The sequence below is a fragment of the Sphingomonas radiodurans genome (assembly GCF_020866845.1).
Lineage (GTDB): Bacteria > Pseudomonadota > Alphaproteobacteria > Sphingomonadales > Sphingomonadaceae > Sphingomonas > Sphingomonas radiodurans.
Window position 1 is genome coordinate 2,356,020 of the sequence record NZ_CP086594.1, and the last position, 18,487, is coordinate 2,374,506.

12 protein-coding genes are annotated in these 18,487 nt (G+C 68.1%); 5 read left to right on the plus strand and 7 right to left on the minus strand.

Annotated elements, in window-relative coordinates; translation table 11 throughout:
* Positions 1-13 precede the first annotated feature (13 nt).
* On the plus strand, positions 14-2,605 hold the full coding sequence (gene mutS / locus LLW23_RS10980) for a DNA mismatch repair protein MutS (protein WP_228948549.1): 2,592 nt from the start codon (positions 14-16) through the stop codon (positions 2,603-2,605).
* Here the strand turns inward: mutS and LLW23_RS10985 are convergent, their stop codons facing one another.
* Positions 2,606-3,163 (minus strand): hypothetical protein, encoded by a 558-nt coding sequence (locus tag LLW23_RS10985; RefSeq protein WP_228945466.1) that lies wholly within the window; start codon positions 3,161-3,163, stop codon positions 2,606-2,608.
* A gap of 120 nt (positions 3,164-3,283) precedes the next feature.
* Here LLW23_RS10985 and hslU point away from each other — a divergent pair, with 120 nt between their 5' ends.
* Entirely contained in the window at positions 3,284-4,579 is a 1,296-nt protein-coding gene (hslU, locus tag LLW23_RS10990; protein WP_228945468.1) for an ATP-dependent protease ATPase subunit HslU, read from the plus strand.
* A 114-nt stretch (positions 4,580-4,693) separates the two neighbouring features.
* On the opposite strand, the gene LLW23_RS10995 is transcribed toward hslU, so the two are convergent.
* The 5 genes from LLW23_RS10995 to LLW23_RS11015 all read right to left on the minus strand — a co-directional run bounded on the left by LLW23_RS10995 (position 4,694) and on the right by LLW23_RS11015 (position 10,681).
* Positions 4,694-5,824 carry an acyl-CoA dehydrogenase family protein gene (locus LLW23_RS10995; RefSeq protein WP_228945469.1) on the minus strand — a complete coding sequence of 377 codons (1,131 nt, stop codon included), beginning with the start codon at positions 5,822-5,824 and terminating at the stop codon, positions 4,694-4,696.
* A 55-nt stretch (positions 5,825-5,879) separates the two neighbouring features.
* A complete protein-coding gene (locus LLW23_RS11000) occupies positions 5,880-7,415 on the minus strand; it encodes a DHA2 family efflux MFS transporter permease subunit (RefSeq protein ID WP_228945471.1) in 1,536 nt (511 codons plus the stop codon).
* A gap of 151 nt (positions 7,416-7,566) precedes the next feature.
* Entirely contained in the window at positions 7,567-8,718 is a 1,152-nt protein-coding gene (locus tag LLW23_RS11005) for an HlyD family secretion protein (RefSeq protein WP_228945473.1), read from the minus strand.
* Positions 8,715-10,118, minus strand: coding sequence for an efflux transporter outer membrane subunit (locus LLW23_RS11010; RefSeq protein WP_228945475.1), 1,404 nt, complete (start codon positions 10,116-10,118; stop codon positions 8,715-8,717). Before LLW23_RS11010 ends, LLW23_RS11005 begins: the two co-directional genes overlap by 4 nt.
* A 104-nt stretch (positions 10,119-10,222) precedes the next feature.
* Positions 10,223-10,681 carry a MarR family winged helix-turn-helix transcriptional regulator gene (locus LLW23_RS11015; protein WP_228945476.1) on the minus strand — a complete coding sequence of 153 codons (459 nt, stop codon included), beginning with the start codon at positions 10,679-10,681 and terminating at the stop codon, positions 10,223-10,225.
* A gap of 118 nt (positions 10,682-10,799) precedes the next feature.
* On the opposite strand from LLW23_RS11015, the gene LLW23_RS11020 reads away from it, so the two are divergent.
* Positions 10,800-13,643, plus strand: a complete 2,844-nt coding sequence (locus tag LLW23_RS11020) for a M16 family metallopeptidase (protein WP_408641949.1) — start codon at positions 10,800-10,802, stop codon at positions 13,641-13,643.
* Positions 13,643-13,942 carry a hypothetical protein gene (locus LLW23_RS11025; protein WP_228948551.1) on the plus strand — a complete coding sequence of 100 codons (300 nt, stop codon included), beginning with the start codon at positions 13,643-13,645 and terminating at the stop codon, positions 13,940-13,942. The genes LLW23_RS11020 and LLW23_RS11025 overlap by 1 nt, the downstream gene beginning before the upstream one ends.
* 140 nt (positions 13,943-14,082) lie before the next feature.
* Here LLW23_RS11025 and pepN read toward each other — a convergent pair whose 3' ends face one another.
* Positions 14,083-16,677, minus strand: coding sequence for an aminopeptidase N (pepN, locus tag LLW23_RS11030; protein ID WP_228945478.1), 2,595 nt, complete (start codon positions 16,675-16,677; stop codon positions 14,083-14,085).
* 195 nt (positions 16,678-16,872) lie between these two features.
* Between pepN and LLW23_RS11035 the strand changes: the two genes are divergently transcribed.
* A complete protein-coding gene (locus tag LLW23_RS11035; RefSeq protein ID WP_228945480.1) occupies positions 16,873-18,486 on the plus strand; it encodes a M28 family metallopeptidase in 1,614 nt (537 codons plus the stop codon).
* The last annotated feature ends 1 nt before the right edge of the window (position 18,487 follow it).

Consider the following 18,487-nt stretch of genomic DNA (forward strand, 5'->3'; position numbering starts at 1 on the left):
TGCCCCCACGCCGATGATGGCGCAATATCTCGCGCTCAAGGACGAGGCGGGGGATTGTCTGCTGTTCTATCGCATGGGCGATTTCTTCGAGCTGTTCTTCGAGGATGCGCGGATCGCGAGCGGGGTGCTCGACATCGCGCTGACCGCACGCGGCGAGCATGAGGGCACCAAGATCCCGATGTGCGGCGTGCCGGTGCATGCCGCGACAGCGTATCTCCAGCGACTGATCAAGGCCGGGCATCGCGTCGCGATCGCCGAGCAGACCGAAAGCCCCGAGGCGGCGCGCAAGGCGCGGGGCAGCAAGGCGCTGGTCAATCGCGCGATCGTGCGGTTTGTCACGGCGGGCACGCTGACCGAGGAGGCGTTGCTCGATGCGCGCGCGGCGAACTGGTGCGTCGCGGTGGGCGAGGCGGGCGGCGCGGTGGGCATCGCGGCGGCGGATATCTCGACCGGGCGGTTCGAGGTGATTGCCTGTTCGGCGCAGACGCTGGGAGCGGAGCTGGCGCGGCTTGGCGCGGCGGAAGTGATCGCAGCCGAGGACAGCGACGTTCCCGCGACCGTGTGGCGCCCGCGCGGCGATTTCGACAGTGCGCGCGGCGAGGAGCGGCTGAAGCGTCTGCACGGTGTGGCGACGCTCGACGGGTTCGGGCAGTTCGACCGGGCGATGCTTGCGGCGGCGGGCGGGCTGGTCGCGTATCTCGACCATAATGGGAAGGGCACGCTGCCGTTCCTGCGCGCGCCGGTGATCCGGCGGTCGGCGGAGGCGATGGCGATCGACGCAGCGACGCGTGACAGCCTGGAGCTGACCTGCGCGACGGGGGGCATGCGCAAGGGCAGCCTGCTCGACGCGGTCGATCGGACGGTGACCGGCGCGGGCGCGCGGCTGCTCGCGGCGGACATCGGCGCGCCACTGATGGATCGCGGCGCGATCGAGGCGCGGCTCGCGCTGGTCGGGCGGTTCCACGACGACAGCGACATGCGCGTCCGGCTGCGCGAACGGTTGCGCGCGCTGCCCGACATTGGCCGCGCGCTGGGGCGGCTCGCGGCGGGGCGGGGGAGCCCGCGCGATCTGGGGCAGTTGCGCGATGGGCTGGACGGCGCGTGGCTGCTCGGCGAGACGCTGAACTCGGCCGGTGGCGCACTGGTCGACGGGCACGCGGACGATCTGCTCGCGCACCTCGCGCCGCGCTTGCGCGGGCATGGCGAATTGATCGACCTGCTCAAGCGTGCGCTCGTCCCCTCGCCGCCGATCGATGCGGCGAACGGCGGGTATATTGCGGAGGGCTATGATGCCGCACTCGACGATCTGCGCGATGCGGGATCGGGCGGGCGGCGAGCGATTGCAGCGCTCGAAGCGCGATATCGCAGCGAGACCGGGATCAACGCGCTCAAGATCCGCCACAACAATGTGCTCGGCTATCATGTCGAGGTGCCGGCGAAGAACGGCGATGCGCTGATGAAGCCCGACAGCGGCTTCACGCACCGCCAGACGATGGCGGGGGCGGTGCGCTTCAACGCGCCCGATCTCCACGAGGTCGCGAGCCGCGTGACGCAAGCCGGCGCGCATGCGGTCGCCGCAGAGGCGGCGCATCTCGAGGATCTGGTTGCCGCGGCACTGACGCAGGCCGAGCCGATCGCGGCGACCGCGGACGCGCTGGCGCGGCTCGATGTCGCGGCGGGGCTCGCCGAGCGCGCGGCGGAGGGGGGCTGGGCGCGGCCGGCGATCGTCAATCACCCATGTTTCGAGATCGTCGGTGGGCGGCATCCGGTGGTCGAGACAGCGGTGGCAAAGTCGGGTGAGCGATTTGTCGCGAACGATTGCGCGCTGTCGGAGCGGTCGCGGCTGTGGCTCGTGACGGGGCCGAACATGGGCGGCAAATCGACCTTCCTGCGGCAGAATGCGCTGATTGCGGTGCTCGCGCAGGCGGGCAGCTACGTCCCCGCGACGAGCGCGACGCTGGGGCTGGTCGATCGGTTGTTCAGCCGCGTCGGCGCGTCGGACAATCTGGCGCGGGGGCAATCGACCTTCATGGTCGAGATGGTCGAGACCGCGGCGATCCTGGCACAGGCGACGCCGAACAGCTTCGTGATCCTCGACGAGGTCGGGCGTGGGACGTCGACCTATGACGGGCTCGCAATCGCCTGGGCGGTGGTCGAGGCGATCCACGAGGACAATCGCTGCCGCTGCCTGTTCGCGACGCATTACCATGAGCTGACGCGGCTCGCCGAGCGCTGCGACGCGCTCTCGCTGCATCATGTGCGGGCGCGCGAGTGGAAGGGCGAGCTGGTGCTGCTGCACGAACTGGCCGACGGGCCGGCGGATCGCAGCTACGGGCTCGCCGTCGCGCGGCTGGCGGGGATGCCGCCGGCGACGGTGGCGCGCGCCAAGGCGGTGCTGGCGAAGCTCGAGGCTGGACGCGCGAAGACTGGTGGGCTGGCGGCTGGGCTCGACGACCTGCCACTGTTCGCCGCCGCGGCTGCGGCGGTCGAGGAGCAGCGCGATCCGCTGCGCGACGCGGTCGAGACGCTCGACGTGGATACGCTCAGCCCACGCGAGGCGCTCGACATGCTTTACCGGCTGAAGGCGCTCGCGCGGGAGGCGTGATCAGGTGAGCGCGGTCATGGCCTGCGCGCGCGCGACGGTTTCCGGATAGTGCGTGACGATCTGGAAGTTCGACCGGCCTTTCGCGACGACGATGACCATCGCGGTCACCTGGTCCGCGATCTTGGGATAGACCTTGCCGCCGCCGCGGAACAGTCGGCCGGCATAGCCCGCCGGGATCAGCACCGCATAATGAAAGCGCTGCGCGTTGGGATGCGCATAGAAACCGCCGAGTTTGCCGAGGGCGGCGAAGAGCATGTTCTTCTCGTCCGCAATCGAGAGATCGGTCTCGTCCTGCGAGTACGACTTCTTGACCGGCGCCGCACCGTCCAAGCCTTTGACGTCCATGACGATCTTGCCTTCGGGGTTCTCTACCAACTTGACCTTCTGATAGTAACCTGCGGGCTCGTTCCCCGAGTTTCCGGCGTGATTGTAGCTGTAGGCGCGCGCGGACTCGCGATGTTTCGAATCATGTCCCGCGGCATAGGAGTTATACGCCGCCTCGAACGTCGCTCTTTTGCGAAGTGCCGTGATCGCGCCTTGCGCCGTCTTCAGATCCATTTGCCTGCCCCTCCCGAGTCCTTTGCGATAGATTATGCCAACTATGTTGGTCACGCCAGACCGATCGTCGCGTGGCGCTCGGCTTGATCCCCTGCCACCGCACCCCGATATGCCGCGGTGATGAAGGACTATCTTACCCCCAAGGCGATCGTCGCCGCCCTTGACGCTCACATCATCGGACAGAAGGACGCCAAGCGCGCGGTCGCGGTTGCGATGCGCAACCGCTGGCGACGCCAGCAGCTGAGCCCCGATCTGCGTGACGAGGTGACGCCCAAGAACATCCTGATGATCGGGCCCACGGGCTGCGGCAAGACAGAGATCAGCCGGCGGCTGGCGAAACTTGCCGATGCGCCGTTCGTGAAGGTCGAGGCGACCAAGTTCACCGAGGTCGGCTATGTCGGCCGCGACGTGGAGCAGATCGCGCGCGACCTGGTCGAGGAAGCGGTGCGGCTGGAAAAGGAGCGCCGCCGCGTCGCGGTGAAGGACAAGGCCGAGGAAGCCGCGATGGCGCGGCTGCTCGATGCGTTGGTCGGCAAGGATTCAAGCCAGGCGACGCGCGAAAGCTTCCGCCAGCGCTTCCGCGACGGGCATCTCGAGCAGACCGAGATCGAGCTCGATTTGCAGACCGCGCCGCAAATGCCGTTCGAGATGCCCGGCGGCGCGCAGATGGGGATGATCAACCTCGGCGAGATGTTCGGCAAGCTCGGTGGCGGGCAGACCAAGCGGCGCAAGCTGAGCGTGCCGTCTGCGTGGGAGAAACTGGTCGAGGAAGAGGCCGACAAGCGGCTCGACCAAGACGAGGTGAGCCGCACGGCGCTGGCCGATGCCGAGGCGAACGGGATCGTCTTCCTCGACGAGATCGACAAGATCGCTGTGAGCGACGTGCGCGGCGGATCGGTGAGCCGCGAGGGCGTGCAGCGTGACCTGCTGCCGTTGATCGAAGGCACTACCGTGTCGACCAAGTATGGCCCGATGAAGACCGATCACATCCTCTTCATCGCTAGCGGGGCGTTCCATGTCGCCAAGCCAAGCGACCTGCTGCCCGAGCTGCAGGGTCGCTTGCCGATCCGTGTGGAGCTGAAGGGGCTGACCGAGGACGATTTCGTCGCGATCCTGTCCGACACGAAGGCGTCGCTGCCGTCGCAATATACCGCGCTGATCGCGACCGAGGGTGTCGATGTGTCGTTCACCGAGGATGGCATTCGCGCGGTGGCGCGAATTGCGGCCGAAGTGAACGGCGAGATCGAGAATATCGGCGCGCGGCGGTTGCAGACGGTGATGGAGAAGCTGCTGGAGGAAGTGAGCTTCGAGGCGGAGGATCGCGCGGGCACGGCGGTGGTGGTGGATGCGGCGTATGTCGACAAGCATCTCGCCAGCGTGGCGCGGAATACGGATCTGAGCCGGTACGTGCTGTAACCTATGCTCCCCTCCCCTTGTGGGAGGGGCTGGGGGATGGGGTGTCTCACCGAGAGCAGCGCCCGTTGACACCCCCTCATCCCGACCCTCTCCCACGAGGGGAGAGGGAGTAGGCTACGCTTCCGCTTCCGCGCGCATCAGCGTCGCGTAGCGCTTCACGTGATGGTCGGGTGCACCGAACTGCTGCTCGATCGCGGTGGCGCGGCGGAAGTAATGGCCGACCGCCAGTTCGTCGGTCATGCCCATCCCGCCGTGCAGCTGCACCGCGTTCTGGCCGACGAAGCGTACCGCATCGGAAACCGTCGCTTTAGCCGCAGCGATGGCGCGGACGCGGGCTTCGGCATCGCCGTCGAGGTTGAGCGCGGCTAGGTACGCCGCTGAGGTCGCCTGCTCGACCGCGATGTACATGTCGACCATGCGGTGCTGGAGCGCCTGGAAGCTGGCGAGCGGCTGGCCGAACTGCTTGCGTTCCTTGGTATACGCCACGGTATCGGCGAGCATCTTGCGCGTCAGCCCTGCCGCCTCGGCGCAGAGCGCGGCGATGCCTTCGTCGCGCGCCTGTTCGAGCAGCGGCAGCGCGTTGCCCTCCGCGCCCAGCAGCGCGTCGGCGGGCAGGCGGACGTCGGCGAGCGTGAGGTCCGACGCTGGCAGGCCGTCGATCAGGCGGTAGTCGTGGCGCGTGAGGCCGGCCACGTCGGCGGGGACGAGAAATAGCGAGACGCCGCGGATGTCGCGCGGTGCGCCCGCGGTACGCGCGGTGACCAGCAGCCAGTCGGCGCCGGGCGCGCCGGCGACGACGGTCTTGGCGCCATCGATCGCCCAGCCGTTGCCCTCGCGCCGCGCGGTCGTGGCGACGGCTTCGAGCGCCTGCCGGCTGTCTGCTTCGCCCGCCGCCAGCACGACGCGCGTGCTGCCGTCCGCGATCTGCGCGAGGAGCGCGGTCGCGCGCGCGTCGTCGATCCGCTTCAGCAACCCGCCGGCGATCACGATCGACTCGATGTAGGGGATCGTCGCCAGTGCTTCGCCGAGGGCGTCGGCGACGACCATCGCCTCGACGCCGCTGCCACCCAAGCCGCCCAAGTCCGCCGGCAATGTCGCGCCCAGCACGCCTAGATCGCGGCCCAGCGCCTGCCACAACGCATCGGTGTCGCGCGCGCGGTGTGGATCGAACGCATGGTGCTGCGCGAGATAGCGCGTCAACGTATCGCGGAGCATCGCCTGCTCGTCGCTGAGCTTCAGATCCATTGCCCTCTCCCGTTTCTCGGCCCGGCTATGCGGAGCACGCGGGCAGGGCGCAAGATCAATCCGCGGCGACGGCCGGCCCCCCGCCGGTCTGCGGGCGGCGGCAGAACCACACGATGATGGTGAGCGCGGCGCAGAGCCAGGAGGACAGGCGGAACAGGTCGGTCGAGGCGAGCAGATAGGCTTGGCCCACCATTTGCCGCGTGATCGCGCCGGCAGCCTGTGTCGCATCCATCCCGAGCCGCCCGAGGCTCTCGACTGCCATGCGATAGGGCATGCCGTTGCCGACCGCTTCGGAGAGCCGCGCCTGGTGCAACGCCTCGCGGCGATCCCAGGCGGTGGTGATGAGCGACGCGGCGAACGCGCCGGCGACGAGCCGGGTGAAATTCGACAGGCCCGACGCGGACGGGATGCGCTCGGGCGGAATGCGATCCAGCGCGATCGTCAGCATCGACAGGAAGAAGGTCGCCATCGCGACGCCCTGCACCAGCAACGGCAGCATGAGATCGTAGAAGCTCGCGGTGGTCGTATAGCCCGATCGCATCCAATAGCTGATCGCGAAGAAGGTGAACGCCACCGTCGCCAGTATGCGCGCGTCGATCTTGCCCGAAAGCCGCGCGACGAATGGCGTCAGCAGCACCGCCACCACGCCGCTCGGTGCGGCCACCAGCCCGGCCCAGGTGGCGTTGTAGCCAAGTTGCGTCTGCAGCCACAGCGGCAGCAGCAGGATGTTGGCGAAGAACACCGCATAGCCGAGGCAGAAGGCCAGGCTGCCGACGGCGAAGTTGCGGTTCTTGAACAGCGACAGGTCGACGATCGGGTTCGCGTCGGTCAGCTCCCAGATCAGCCAGGCGACGAAGCTGATCGCGGATACGATGGTCAGCACGACGATCAGCGGATCGTTGAACCAATCGGCGTTCTTGCCGAGATCGAGCATGATCTGCAGCGAGCCGACCCAGATCACGAGCAGGCACAGCCCGATCGTGTCGATCGGCACCTTGGCCGTCGGCGTCTCGCGGCTCTTGAGGTTGGACCAGCAGATCAGCCCGGCGAAGAGGCCGAAGGGCAGGTTGATCAGGAAGATCCAGCTCCAGTGATAATTGTCGGAGATGTAGCCGCCCAGGATCGGCCCCATGATCGGCGCGACGAGCGTCGTCATCGACCAGATGCCGAGCGCGGTGGCCCGCTTGTCCGACGGGAAGACCGCGATCAGCAATGCCTGGCTGCCCGGCATCATCGGGCCAGAGACCGCGCCCTGGATCACCCGGAAGACGATCAGCGAGGTGAGGTTCCATGCGATGCCGCACAGGAACGAGGCGATGGTGAACAGCGCGAGCGAGACGCAGAAGGTGCGCACCACGCCGAAGCGCCGCATCAGCCAGCCGGTGAGCGGCACCGAAATGCCGTTGGCGACCGCGAAGAAGGTGACGATCCAGGTCGAGTTATCCGAACTGACGCCGAGGTTGCCGGCGATCGTCGGGAGCGAGACGTTCGCGATCGTGCCGTCGAGCACCATCATGAAGGTGCCCAGCGCCAGCGCGAAGGCGACGAGCGCCAGCCGGCCGCCGGTGAGCGGGGCGGGCTGGGCGCTCATGCGTCCTCCCCATCGCAGATGGGGAGGGGGACCAGCGTAGCTGGTGGAGGGGAAATGCCGCAGGCGGGGCGCTCGTGGCATTTCCCCTCCACCATGCTTTGCATGGTCCCCCTCCCCAAGCTGTGCTTGGGGAGGATGTGCGTAGCGCACATCACCGGTTCGCCGCGATGATCTGGGCGATCTTCGTCTCGACCGCGGGGTCGGCGGGCGCACTGTTGCCGCGGTATGGCACTGCCGCAGGCTGTGCGAGGCGTGGCCCGCGAACGTCGGCGGTGTCGACCGTCGCGGTCACCGACAGCCCGACGCGCAAGGGATTGGCGGCAAGCTCGCGCGGATCGAGCATGATGCGCACCGGCACGCGCTGGACGATCTTGATCCAGTTGCCGCTGGCGTTCTGCGGCGGCAGCAAGGCGAAGGCGCTGCCGCTGCCGGCGGACAGCCCGACGACGCGGCCGTGATAGACGACGTCGTCGCCGTACGCGTCGGCGATCACCGTCGCGCGCTGGCCGAGCCGCAAATCCTTCAGCTGCGTCTCACGGAAGTTCGCATCGACCCACAGCCGGTTGAGCGGGACGACCGCCATCAGCGGCGTGCCGGCGGCGATCTGCTGGCCGAGCTGGGCATTGCGCTGCGCCACCACGCCGTCGATCGGCGCGACGACGTGCATGTGGCTGCGCACGATGGCGGCGCGGCGGTAATTGGCGATCGCGGCGAGGACGGCGGGGTTGGTGCCGACCGCGGTGCCCGCGACGGTGCTTTGCGCCTGAACGCGGCGGCTGCGCGCGAGGTTGAGCGCGGCGCTGGCGACCTTCACCTGATCGGCGGCGTGGCTGAGTTCCTCGCCCGAGACGGCGCCCTCGGCAGCGGCGCCGCGGCGGCGACCGTAATCGGCGCGCGCGGCGGCGAGCTGTGCCTCGGCCTGCACGACACTGGCATTAGATTCGGTGACGCGTGAGAAATCGGCGCGGGTGCCGCGTACGGCGCGCGCGAGTTCGGCTTCGGCGGCGGCGAGGTTTACGTCGGCGGTCAGCGGATCGAGGTCGATCAGCGGCTGGCCGGCCTTCACCGACTGGGTATTGTCGGCATGCAGCGCCAGAACCGTGCCCGGATCGCGCGCGGTGATCGTGACGACGTCGCCCGCGACATAGGCGTCGTCGGTCTCCTCTTCCGGCGCCCCGAGCAGGAAGTGGAACACCGCCCAGATGGCCAGCGCGACGACCACGACGAGCCCGAGCGCGAGCAGCAGCCGGCGGCGCAGCACGGGCTTGCCGGCCGGGGGAGGGGGGACGGCGGTGTCGGTCATGGCGTGTCTGTCCGAGAGGCAAGAGGGTCGCGCGCAGGGTCGAAGCCGCCGCCGAGCGCCTGGGCGAGCCGCGCGCGGGCGGCGAGCGCGTCGACGCCGAACGTTGCTTGCGCGAGCTGCGCGTCGAGCAGGCGGATATCGGTATCGATGCCGGTGAGGCGTGATTCCAGCCCCGCCGAGACGCGCACCGCATTCAGCCGGTTTGTCTCGGCGAAGCCGCGCACGATGTCGCCTTGCGCCTGCGCTTCGGCCTGATTGGCGCGGATCGTGGCGAGCGCGTCGGCCGCCTCGCGCACCGCGCCGACGACCGTGGCGTTGTAATCGGCGATTGCCACGTCCACCGCAGCGGTCGCGCCGGCAAGATCGGCCTTGAGCCGCCCGGAATCGAAGATCGGCAAATGGAAGGCGCCGCCCGCACCGAGCGTGCCGGCCTGCGGATCGAAGAAATTGCCGATCCCCACCGCCTGCAGCCCGGCGAGCGCGATGAGATTGACGTTGGGATCGAAGGCGCGGCGCGCGACTTGTCGCCCGGCGGCGGCGGCATCGACCCGCGCGGCGGCGGCGGCGATGTCGGGGCGGCGGGCGAGGAGATCGGCGGGGATGGTGGTCGGCAGCGCGAGCGCGGTGGGCTCGGCGAGGCGCGTTGGGCCGATGGTTGCAGGATAATCTGCACCGCGGCCGGCGAGCGCGGCCAGCGCGTCGGTCGCGAGCAGCCGCGCGGCGTCGGCGCGGGTCAGCGCGACGCGCGCCTGCGCTAGCAGCGTGGTAGCGGCCTGGATGTCGAGCTTGCTCGCGAGGCGGTTCTCGGCGCGGACATTGACCAGCCGCACGGCACGTTCGCGCGCGCCTATCGTCGAGCGGGCGATCGCCGCGATGCGCTCGGCACGCGCCACTTCGGCATAGGTCGCGACGATGGAGCCGGCGAGCATCAGCCGCGCCGCGTCGATGTCGTATTGCGCCGCCGTCAGCGACGCGCGCGCACTGTCGATCGCCGCGCGCTGGCGACCGAACAGGTCGAGGTTCCACGACAGGTTCGCCTGCGCGTTGCCGAGGAACCGGACGCTGCCGGCGAAGGGCGGCGGGATGGTGTAGCGGCCCGACAGCCGCGCGACCTGCGCGTTGCCGTCGCCGGTGATTTCTGGGCCGTTATCGGCATCGCGCCGTGCGAGCACCGCCTGCGCCTGCCGCACGCGCGCGAGCGCGGCGTCGAGGTTCGGGCTGCCCGCGAACGCGTCGGCGACGATCCGATCGAGCTGCGGATCGCCGAACGCGGTCCACCACATCGGGTCGATCGCCGGCGTCGGCGCGCCGGTTAGCGCGAGGTCGGCGGGCGCGCGCTGGGTGAGCTGCGGGCGGGTGTCGGGCGGGGTGCAGGCGGCGAGCGCAGTAAGGGCTAGCAAAACGCCCGTTCGTCCCGAGCGAAGTCGAGGGACCGCCGCTCCCTGCGGTGTCTCGACGTTGCTCGACACGAACGGAATTTGGGATAGGGCTGCCGCCCGCAAACTCACGCCGCGCATGGATCACTCTCCATCGTGTGCCGCAGGCGCTGGAGCGTCGCGATCAGGTCGGCGACTTCGGCGTCGCTCCAGTCGGCGAGGAAGCCGTTCCAGCAAGCGATCACCTTCTGCTTGGCCGCCACGGCCGCATCGCGGCCGGCTGCGGTGAGCGACAGGCGAACGATGCGGCGATCGATCGCGTCGCGCTGGCGCTCGACCCAGCCGTTCGCCTCGAGCTGATCGACCATCCGCGTCATCGCGCCGGCATCGTGACCGAGCGCGCGGGCTAGCCCGCCGCACGTGTCGGCGTGGTTGAAATAGAGGGAGACAAGCGTCGTCCATTGCGTCGCCGTCATTCCGTCGGCTGCCAGCGCGCGATCGATCGCCGCCACGCTCATCTGGTGGATCAGCCGCACGAGATAGCCAGGCGACGTCTCCGGGCTGAAGGTCGAATCGGTGAACGGCATATCGTTTGCCTTGGCAACGGTTGCCTAGGCAGTCAATATCTGTGACGAAGTGTTGCCGACTATCGCCCGCCGCTCGTCACGCCTAAGCTCTGGGCGCAGTTCCTAGGAGATCCGTGCGTTGCGTTTGTCGATCCAGCTGGCCGCGAGCGTCGCGGCGATTGCCCTTGCCGTTCCCGCTACCGCCCAGGCACCGGTTGCCAGCCCTTTCCCTGCTGCCGCGCCGGTGGAGTCGCTCGTAAAGGCGATCGATATTCCATTCGAGCAATTCACGCTGCCGAACGGCCTGCGTGTGGTGGTCCATACCGATCGCAAGGCGCCGGTGGTGGCGGTGTCGGTGTGGTACGATGTCGGATCGAAGCACGAGCCGGCGGGCAAGACCGGCTTCGCGCATCTGTTCGAGCATCTGATGTTCAACGGCAGCGAGAATGCGCCGGGTGATTTCTTCGAGCCGTTGAAGCAGGTCGGCGCGACCGACCTCAACGGCACGACCTATTTCGACCGTACCAATTATTTCGAGACGGTGCCGACCGCCGCGCTCGAACAGGCGCTGTATCTCGAGAGCGATCGGATGGGCTATCTGACGGGCGCGATCTCGCAAGCGGTGCTCGACGAGCAGCGCGGCGTCGTCCAGAACGAAAAGCGCGAGGGCGATAACCAGCCTTATGGCCTCGTTAGCTACAAGCTGATCGAAGGCGTGTTTCCCGCGACGCACCCTTATGGCCACAGCACGATCGGGTCGATGGCGGACCTCGACAAGGCGAGCCTCGGCGACGTGAAAGCGTGGTTCCGCGATCATTACGGCCCGAACAACGCCGTGCTGGTGCTCGCCGGCGATATCGATCTCGCCACCGCCAAGCGGCTGACGACCAAGTATTTCGGCGCGATCAAGGCGGGGCCGAAGAGCGTCGCGCCGCCAGCCGCGGTGCCGGTGCTGACCTCGCCGAAGGCGGAGGTGATGAAGGATCGCGTCGCCGCGCCACTCGTGATGAAGAGCTGGCCGGTGCCGGGGCTCAACGATCCCGCGGCGCCAGCGCTTGAAGTGGCGGCGGCTGTGCTCGGCGGCCTCGCCAGCTCCCGCTTCGACAATGCGCTGGTGAAGGGCGACAAGACCGCTGTGCAGGTGAGCGCGAGCTATTCCGATTTCGCGCAGGTCGGCACGTTCACGATCCATGCGATCGTACGGCCCGATGTCGATCCGGCGATCGTGGCGAAGCGGCTCGACGAACTGGTTGCCGATTTCGTGAAGAACGGGCCGACGGCGGACGAAGTGCAGCGCACGCTGACGTCGAGCATTTCGCGGCGGATTGGCGGGCTCGAATCGGTCGGCGGATCGGGCGGCAAGGCAGTCGCGCTGGCGGAGGGCGCGCTCTATTCGGACGATCCGGGCTTCTACAAGAAGCAGCTTGCGCGGCTTGCGGCGCAGACACCGGAGACGGTGAAGGCGGCGGCGCAGGCGTGGCTGACGAAGCCGGCTTATGCGCTGACCGTGCTGCCGGGCGAGCGCGACAAATATGACGAGGCGCAGGTGCCGCCCGAGGCCGCCGTCACGGCGGTGCCCGACGCCGCGCCGAAGGGCACGCGCGCGCCGATGCCCAAGGTCGGGGAAGTCGGCACGCTGGCCTTCCCGAAGGTCGAGCGCGTCCGGCTCGCGAACGGCATCGAGCTGGTCTATGCTAATCGCACCACCGTGCCCGTCACGCAGATGGTGGCGAGCTTCGACGCCGGCATCGCCGCCGACGTGCCCGACAAGCTTGGCACGCAAGCGATGACGCTGGCGATGATCGACGAGGGGACGGCGCGGTACAGTTCGATCCAGCTCGCCGAGGCGAAGGAGCGGCTGGGGCTCGATATCTACACCGGCTCGTCGCCCGATCGCACGACCGTGAGCTTTCGCGCGCCGAGCGCCAATCTGGAGCCGGCGCTCGGGCTATGGGCCGAGCTGCTGCGCGCACCGAGCTTTCCCGAGAGCGAGCTTGCGCGTGTGCGCGGCCAGATGCTGACGCAGATCGCGCAGGAGCTGACCGATCCGGCGGGGATCGCGCAGCGCATCGTGCCGCCAATCCTGTATGGTTCGGGCAGCCCCTATGCGAAGCAGCGCGGCAGTGGCGACGCGGCGGCGGTGCAGTCGCTCACGCGCGCGGATCTGGTGGCGTTCCACCGCGCATGGATGCGGCCCGACAAGGCGAAAATCTTCGTCGTCACCGATCGGCCGCTGGCGGAAGTGAAAGCATCGCTCGATCGCGCGCTCGCCGGGTGGACGGCCGAGGGCGCGGCGGGCAGCAAGGTGTTCCGCGAGGATCGCAGCTTGCCCGCGGCGCGGATCATCCTGATCGACCGGCCGGATTCGCCGCAATCGCGGATTTCCGGCGCGCTGCGGACCGGCCTGAAGGGCACGCAGGACCTGTTGCCGGTGATCACCGCCAACGATGCGCTCGGCGGGGACTTCCTCGGCCGGATCAACATGGACCTGCGCGAAACCAAGCACTGGTCCTATGGCGCGTACGGTAGTTTCAGCCGTAACGCTTTTGCCGCGCCTTATGTGATCGTCGCGCCGGTGCAGGCGGACAAGACCGGCGCGGCGATCGCGTCGCTGCGGCAGGAGATTGGCGGCTTCGTCGGCGCCAAGCCGCTGACGCAGGCCGAGTTCGACCGCGCGATCACGGGTGCCACGCGCTCGCTGGCGGGTGATTTCGAGACGTCCGGCCATGTTCTGGGGGCGATGCAATCGAACGACCTGTACCAGCGGCCCGACGATTATTTCGCGACGATCACGCAGCGCTATCGCGCGATGACGCGCGCGCAGCTCGACGGCGCGATCCGTAGCGTCATCGATCCGAGTCGCTTCGTTTGGGTGGTGATCGGCGATGCCAAGGTCGTCCGGCCGCAGCTTGACACGCTGGGACTGCCAGTGGAGGTCACGAGCGCAGCGTCCGTGGCGGGCGCGTCAATGGAGAGCAAATGATGTCTGGAGTCGACGGTACGTACGACGTCGTGGTCAAGTCGCCGCTGGGTGATCAGAAGTCGACGCTCACGGTGAAGAGCGAGGGTAGCACCTTTACCGGCACCAATTCGGGCGCGATGGGCTCGAGCGATGTTTCGGGTGAGGTGAACGGCAACACGCTCACCTGGAAGCAGCAGATGACGGTGCCGATGCCGATGACGCTCGACATGAACGTGGTGATCGAAGGCGACACCGTGTCAGGCAATGTCGGCGCGGGCGCGTTCGGGACGTTTCCGCTGACCGGTTCGCGGGTGGCTTGATGTAGGAGCGGGGCGCAAATCAGGGTGCCCCGCCAATGTCGTCACCCCAGCGAAAGCTGGGGTCGCTTGCGGCTCTTGCGAAGCGACCTACGCGAGCGATCCCAGCTTGCGCTGGGATGACGGGATGGGCTAGACCGCAATCACCCCTCCAAACTCTTCGACGCCTGTTCGAACACGTCCTTCGACAGCCCAGGTGTCCCCACGATCCGCTCGAGTTCCGCCCGCATCAGCGCGGCGCGTGCGGGATCGAAGCGGCGCCAGCGGCCGAGTGGCGGCAGCAGCTTCGCTGCGGTCTGCGGGTTCAGCCGGTCGAGCGCGATCAGCTGATCGGCGAGGAAGCGGTAGCCCGTACCGTCAGCCACGTTGAACGCACGCTGGTTGACCGCAAAGGCGCCAATCAGGCTGCGCGCACGGTTGGGATTGGCCAGCGTGAAATCGGGGTGCTCGGCAAGCGCCGCGACGGCCGCAGGGGTATCGGTTCGGCTCGACAGCGCCTGCGTCTGGAACCATTTGTCGAGCACCAGCGAATTGCCGGCATAGCGATTGTAGAAGATGTCGAGCGCCGCCTCGCGCAGGTCGCTGTCGCCGCTGACGAGCACGGTGAGCGCGCCCTGGCGATCGGTCATGTTGTCGGCGCGCTCGAACTGGCGGAAGGCGAGCGCCGCGGCGTCGCTCGCGCCCGAGGCGGCGATATAGCCGAGCGCGACGCTGCGGATTCGGCGCGCGGCCTTGGCTGCGGGCGTATATTCATAGGGCGCCGTGCTCGCGTTCGTTTCGTAGATGTAGCGCCAGCGCTCGGCGAGCGCACGGCCGAGATCGCCGCGCAGCGCCTCGCGGGCGCGGTATACTGCCTCGGGATCGACCGTCATGAGCTGGTCGCCGATGAAGCTTTCCGACGGCAGCAGCACCGCCTCGGCAATGAACGCGGGGTCGAGCGCAGGATTGTCGAGCGTGTCGGCGACGGCGTCGATCACCGCCTGATGGCTTGCGCGACCTTCCAGCGTGCCCGCCACCAGCGTGTCGAGCATCAACTGCTGCATCGCTTCGTAGCGCGCGAAGGGATCGTCATCGTGCCGCGCGAGGAAAGCGAGGTCGGCGGCGGTGCGGTCGCTTTCGATCGTTACCGGGGCGGAGAAGCCGCGGTTAATCGACAGGACCGGGCGCTCGGCGATGCCGTCGAAGACGATCGATTCGCTCGTCCCGTCGAGCAGCACGAGCTGTTCGGGGCCGAGCGGTTCGCCCGTCTCCGCGCCGAACAGGCGCAACCGGAGCGGCAGAACCATCGGCTGCTTGTCGGACTGGCCCGGTGTCGGCGGCACGTGCTGGGCGAGCCGCAGCGTGGCGCGGCCGCCGTCATGCACGAGGCTGGCGGACACGCGGGGCGTACCGGCCTGGCTGTACCAGAGGCGGAAGCGCGCAAGGTCGACATCGCCAGCCTCCTCCATGCACGCGACGAAATCCTCACAGGTCGCTGCGGTGCCGTCGAACCGGTCGAAATACAGGTCGCAGGCGGCGCGGAACTTCACCGGGCCGAGGATCGTCGCCATCATTCGGATCAGCTCGGCGCCCTTATTGTAGATCGTCGAGGTGTAGAAATTGGCGATTTCCTGGTAGCTTTCGGGGCGAACCGGGTGCGCGAGCGGGCCGGAATCCTCGGGGAACTGGCTGGCGCGCAGGCCGCGCACGTCCTCGATCCGCTTGACCGCGGCCGAGCCCTGGTCGGCGGAGAAGCCCTGATCGCGAAAGACGGTGAAGCCTTCCTTGAGGCTCAGCTGGAACCAGTCGCGGCACGTGACGCGATTGCCCGACCAATTGTGAAAATATTCGTGCGCGACGACGGTGGCGATCGCGTCGTAATCGTAATCGGTCGCGGTATCGGCGTCGGCGAGGATGTAGCGGCTGTTGAAGATGTTCAGCCCCTTGTTCTCCATCGCGCCGAAATTGAAATCGTCGACCGCGACGATGTTGAACACGTCGAGATCATATTCGCGGCCATAGACGCGCTCGTCCCACGCCATCGACGTCTTGAGCGCATCGAGCGCATGATCGGTCTTGGGCAGATCGGCCTCGCGCACCCAAATACCGAGTTCGACCTCGCGGCCAGAACGGGTGACGTAGGTGCCGCGGTTGCAGGCGAGATCGCCGGCGACGAGCGCGAACAGGTACGATGGCTTGGGGAACGGATCGTGCCACTCGGCCCAATGTGTGCCATCGGCATTGTCGCCCTGCGCGATCGGATCGCCATTGGCGAGCAGCACGGGATAACGCGCCTTTTCGGCGGTCATCCGCACGCGATAGGTGGCGAGAACGTCTGGCCGATCGGGGAAGAAGGTGATGCGGCGGAAGCCCTCGGCCTCGCATTGCGTGCACAGGTTGCCGCCCGACGAATAGAGCCCCATCAGCTGCGTGTTGCGATCGGGCGCGATCTCCACCTCGGTCTCGACGACGTGCGCGTCGCCCGCGAGCGGGATGACGAGTTGGTCGTGCTCGATCCGCCAATCATTGATCGCGACACCATCGACGCGGACCGCGAGCGGCGTCAGCCCGTCGCCGTCGAGCCGCAGCGGCTCGCCCGGCGCGGCGTTGCGCGTGACGTTGAGCCGGGCGTGGACGCGCGTCGTGGCGGGATCCAGCGCGATGTCGAGCGCAACCTCGGGCACCAGCCAGGCCGGCGGCAGATATGCCTCGCGACGCTTGACGGCAGGGACGGCGGGGGCGGTAAGGACATCGAGCATGCGTGGAATATAGACGGGGAGGCGTGTGGTTCCATCGCTAATGCTTGTGGTGACCCTTCGCGATGCTAGAACAGCGTCTTACATCATCCCCTCCCGTTCGTGCCGAGCGAAGTCGAGGCATGTGCCGCAGACGATGTTGCTTGTGGCTTGTCCCTCGACTTCGCTCGGGACGAACGGGGGGTTATTGGAAACTCCATGCGTCGTTTCGTTCTAGCGTTTTGCCTCTCGACCCTGCCCGTCGCCGCCATCGCGCAGGATGCTGCGCCGCTTTCGCCAGGGGCGTCGGCGATCAAGGGCCATGTCATGTTTCTCGCTGCGGACGCGATGAAGGGGCGCGAGGCGGGGAGCCCCGAATATGACATCGCCGCCGAATATGTCGCGTCGCAGTTCTTCGCGGCGGGGCTGAAGCCCGGCGGCGACAAGGGCGCGTACCTCCAGAACGTGCCGCTCGTGGCGTACAAGGCGGACGGCAAGGGCGTGCTGAACGTATCGCGCGGCGGCGCGGCCACGCCGCTCGCCGAAGGCACCGACTTCCTCGTTTCGCCCAACCCGCGCGCGAAGGAGACCAATGTCGCGGCGCCGGTGGTGTTCGTCGGCTATGGCATCGTCGCGAGCCACTATGGCCGCGATGATTATCGCGGGATCGACGTGCGCGGCAAGATCGTCGCTTTCGCCAGCGGCTCGCCGGCATCGATGACCGGTGAGGAGCGCGCCTGGCTCGGCTCGACCACCACCAAGGCGCGCTTTGCTGCCGAGCATGGCGCGGTGGGCGCGATCGTGCTGACCACGCCCCGGTCGGAGCGGCAGCGCGCGTTCGCCGGGCAGGTCGCGGCGAACGGCCACACGCGGATGGCGTGGGCGAACCCCGACGGCACCGGCCATGTCGATGCAGGCGTGCCGACGCTCGCGACGCTGAGCCTTTCCGGGGCCGAGAAGCTCTTCGCCGGCGCGCGCCGTCCGTGGGCGACTGTCGCCAAGGAAGCCGACAAACCCAATGCGAAGTTCGTCGCCGAGGCGCTGCCGGCAACGCTGTCGGTCGCAACGCGGACGAGCTTCGCGCCGGCGCGTTCGTCGAACGTTGTCGGCGTGCTGCCGGGCAGCGATCCGGTGCTCGCGAAGGATGTCGTCGTGCTCTCGGCGCACCTCGACCATGTCGGCGTCAGCGGCACCGCGGCGGACAAGATCCACAACGGCGCGCTCGACAATGCGATCGGCATCGCCAGCCTGATCGAGGAAGCCAAGCGCTTCGGCCGCGAAGGCGCGCCCAAGCGCACGCTCCTGTTCCTCGCGGTGACGGCGGAGGAAAAGGGGCTGATCGGCAGCGATTATTTCGCCAATCACCCGACGGTGCCGCTCGCCGGGATCGTCGCCGACGTCAATCTCGACATGCCGATCCTTACCTATCGCTTCGAGGACATGATCGCGTTCGGCGGCGATCGCTCGACGCTCGGCCCGGTGATCCGCCGCGCGGTGACCGGCGCCGGGCTGGCGCTGTCGCCCGATCCGATGCCCGATGAAGCGATCTTCGTGCGTTCGGATCACTTCCGCTTCGTGCAGAAGGGCGTGCCCTCGGTGTTCCTGTGGCCTGGCCAGCGGGGGCCGGGCAAGGCGGCGGTGGCGCAGTTCTTCGCCAATAACTATCACAAGCCGAGCGACGATCTGTCGCAGCCGATCCGGTGGGAGGAAGGCGTGCGTTTCGTCGACGTCAATTATCGCATCGCGCGCGAAATCGCCGACGCGCCGACACGCCCGGTGTGGAACAAGGGCGATTATTTCGGGACGCTGTTCAACGGGCCGATGGCCCCGTGAG

What these genes read in the sequence shown, in the direction of transcription:
- LLW23_RS10985 (WP_228945466.1), bottom strand. Translation starts at nt 3,163, where the DNA reads ATGGATCTGAAGACGGCGCAAGGCGCGATCACGGCACTTCGCAAAAGA.
- pepN (WP_228945478.1), bottom strand. Translation starts at nt 16,677, where the DNA reads ATGCTCGATGTCCTTACCGCCCCCGCCGTCCCTGCCGTCAAGCGTCGC.
- mutS (WP_228948549.1), top strand. Translation starts at nt 14, where the DNA reads ATGATGGCGCAATATCTCGCGCTCAAGGACGAGGCGGGGGATTGTCTG.
- hslU (WP_228945468.1), top strand. Translation starts at nt 3,284, where the DNA reads ATGAAGGACTATCTTACCCCCAAGGCGATCGTCGCCGCCCTTGACGCT.
- LLW23_RS11025 (WP_228948551.1), top strand. Translation starts at nt 13,643, where the DNA reads ATGTCTGGAGTCGACGGTACGTACGACGTCGTGGTCAAGTCGCCGCTG.
- LLW23_RS10995 (WP_228945469.1), bottom strand. Translation starts at nt 5,824, where the DNA reads ATGGATCTGAAGCTCAGCGACGAGCAGGCGATGCTCCGCGATACGTTG.
- LLW23_RS11035 (WP_228945480.1), top strand. Translation starts at nt 16,873, where the DNA reads ATGCGTCGTTTCGTTCTAGCGTTTTGCCTCTCGACCCTGCCCGTCGCC.
- LLW23_RS11005 (WP_228945473.1), bottom strand. Translation starts at nt 8,718, where the DNA reads ATGACCGACACCGCCGTCCCCCCTCCCCCGGCCGGCAAGCCCGTGCTG.
- LLW23_RS11015 (WP_228945476.1), bottom strand. Translation starts at nt 10,681, where the DNA reads ATGCCGTTCACCGATTCGACCTTCAGCCCGGAGACGTCGCCTGGCTAT.
- LLW23_RS11000 (WP_228945471.1), bottom strand. Translation starts at nt 7,415, where the DNA reads ATGAGCGCCCAGCCCGCCCCGCTCACCGGCGGCCGGCTGGCGCTCGTC.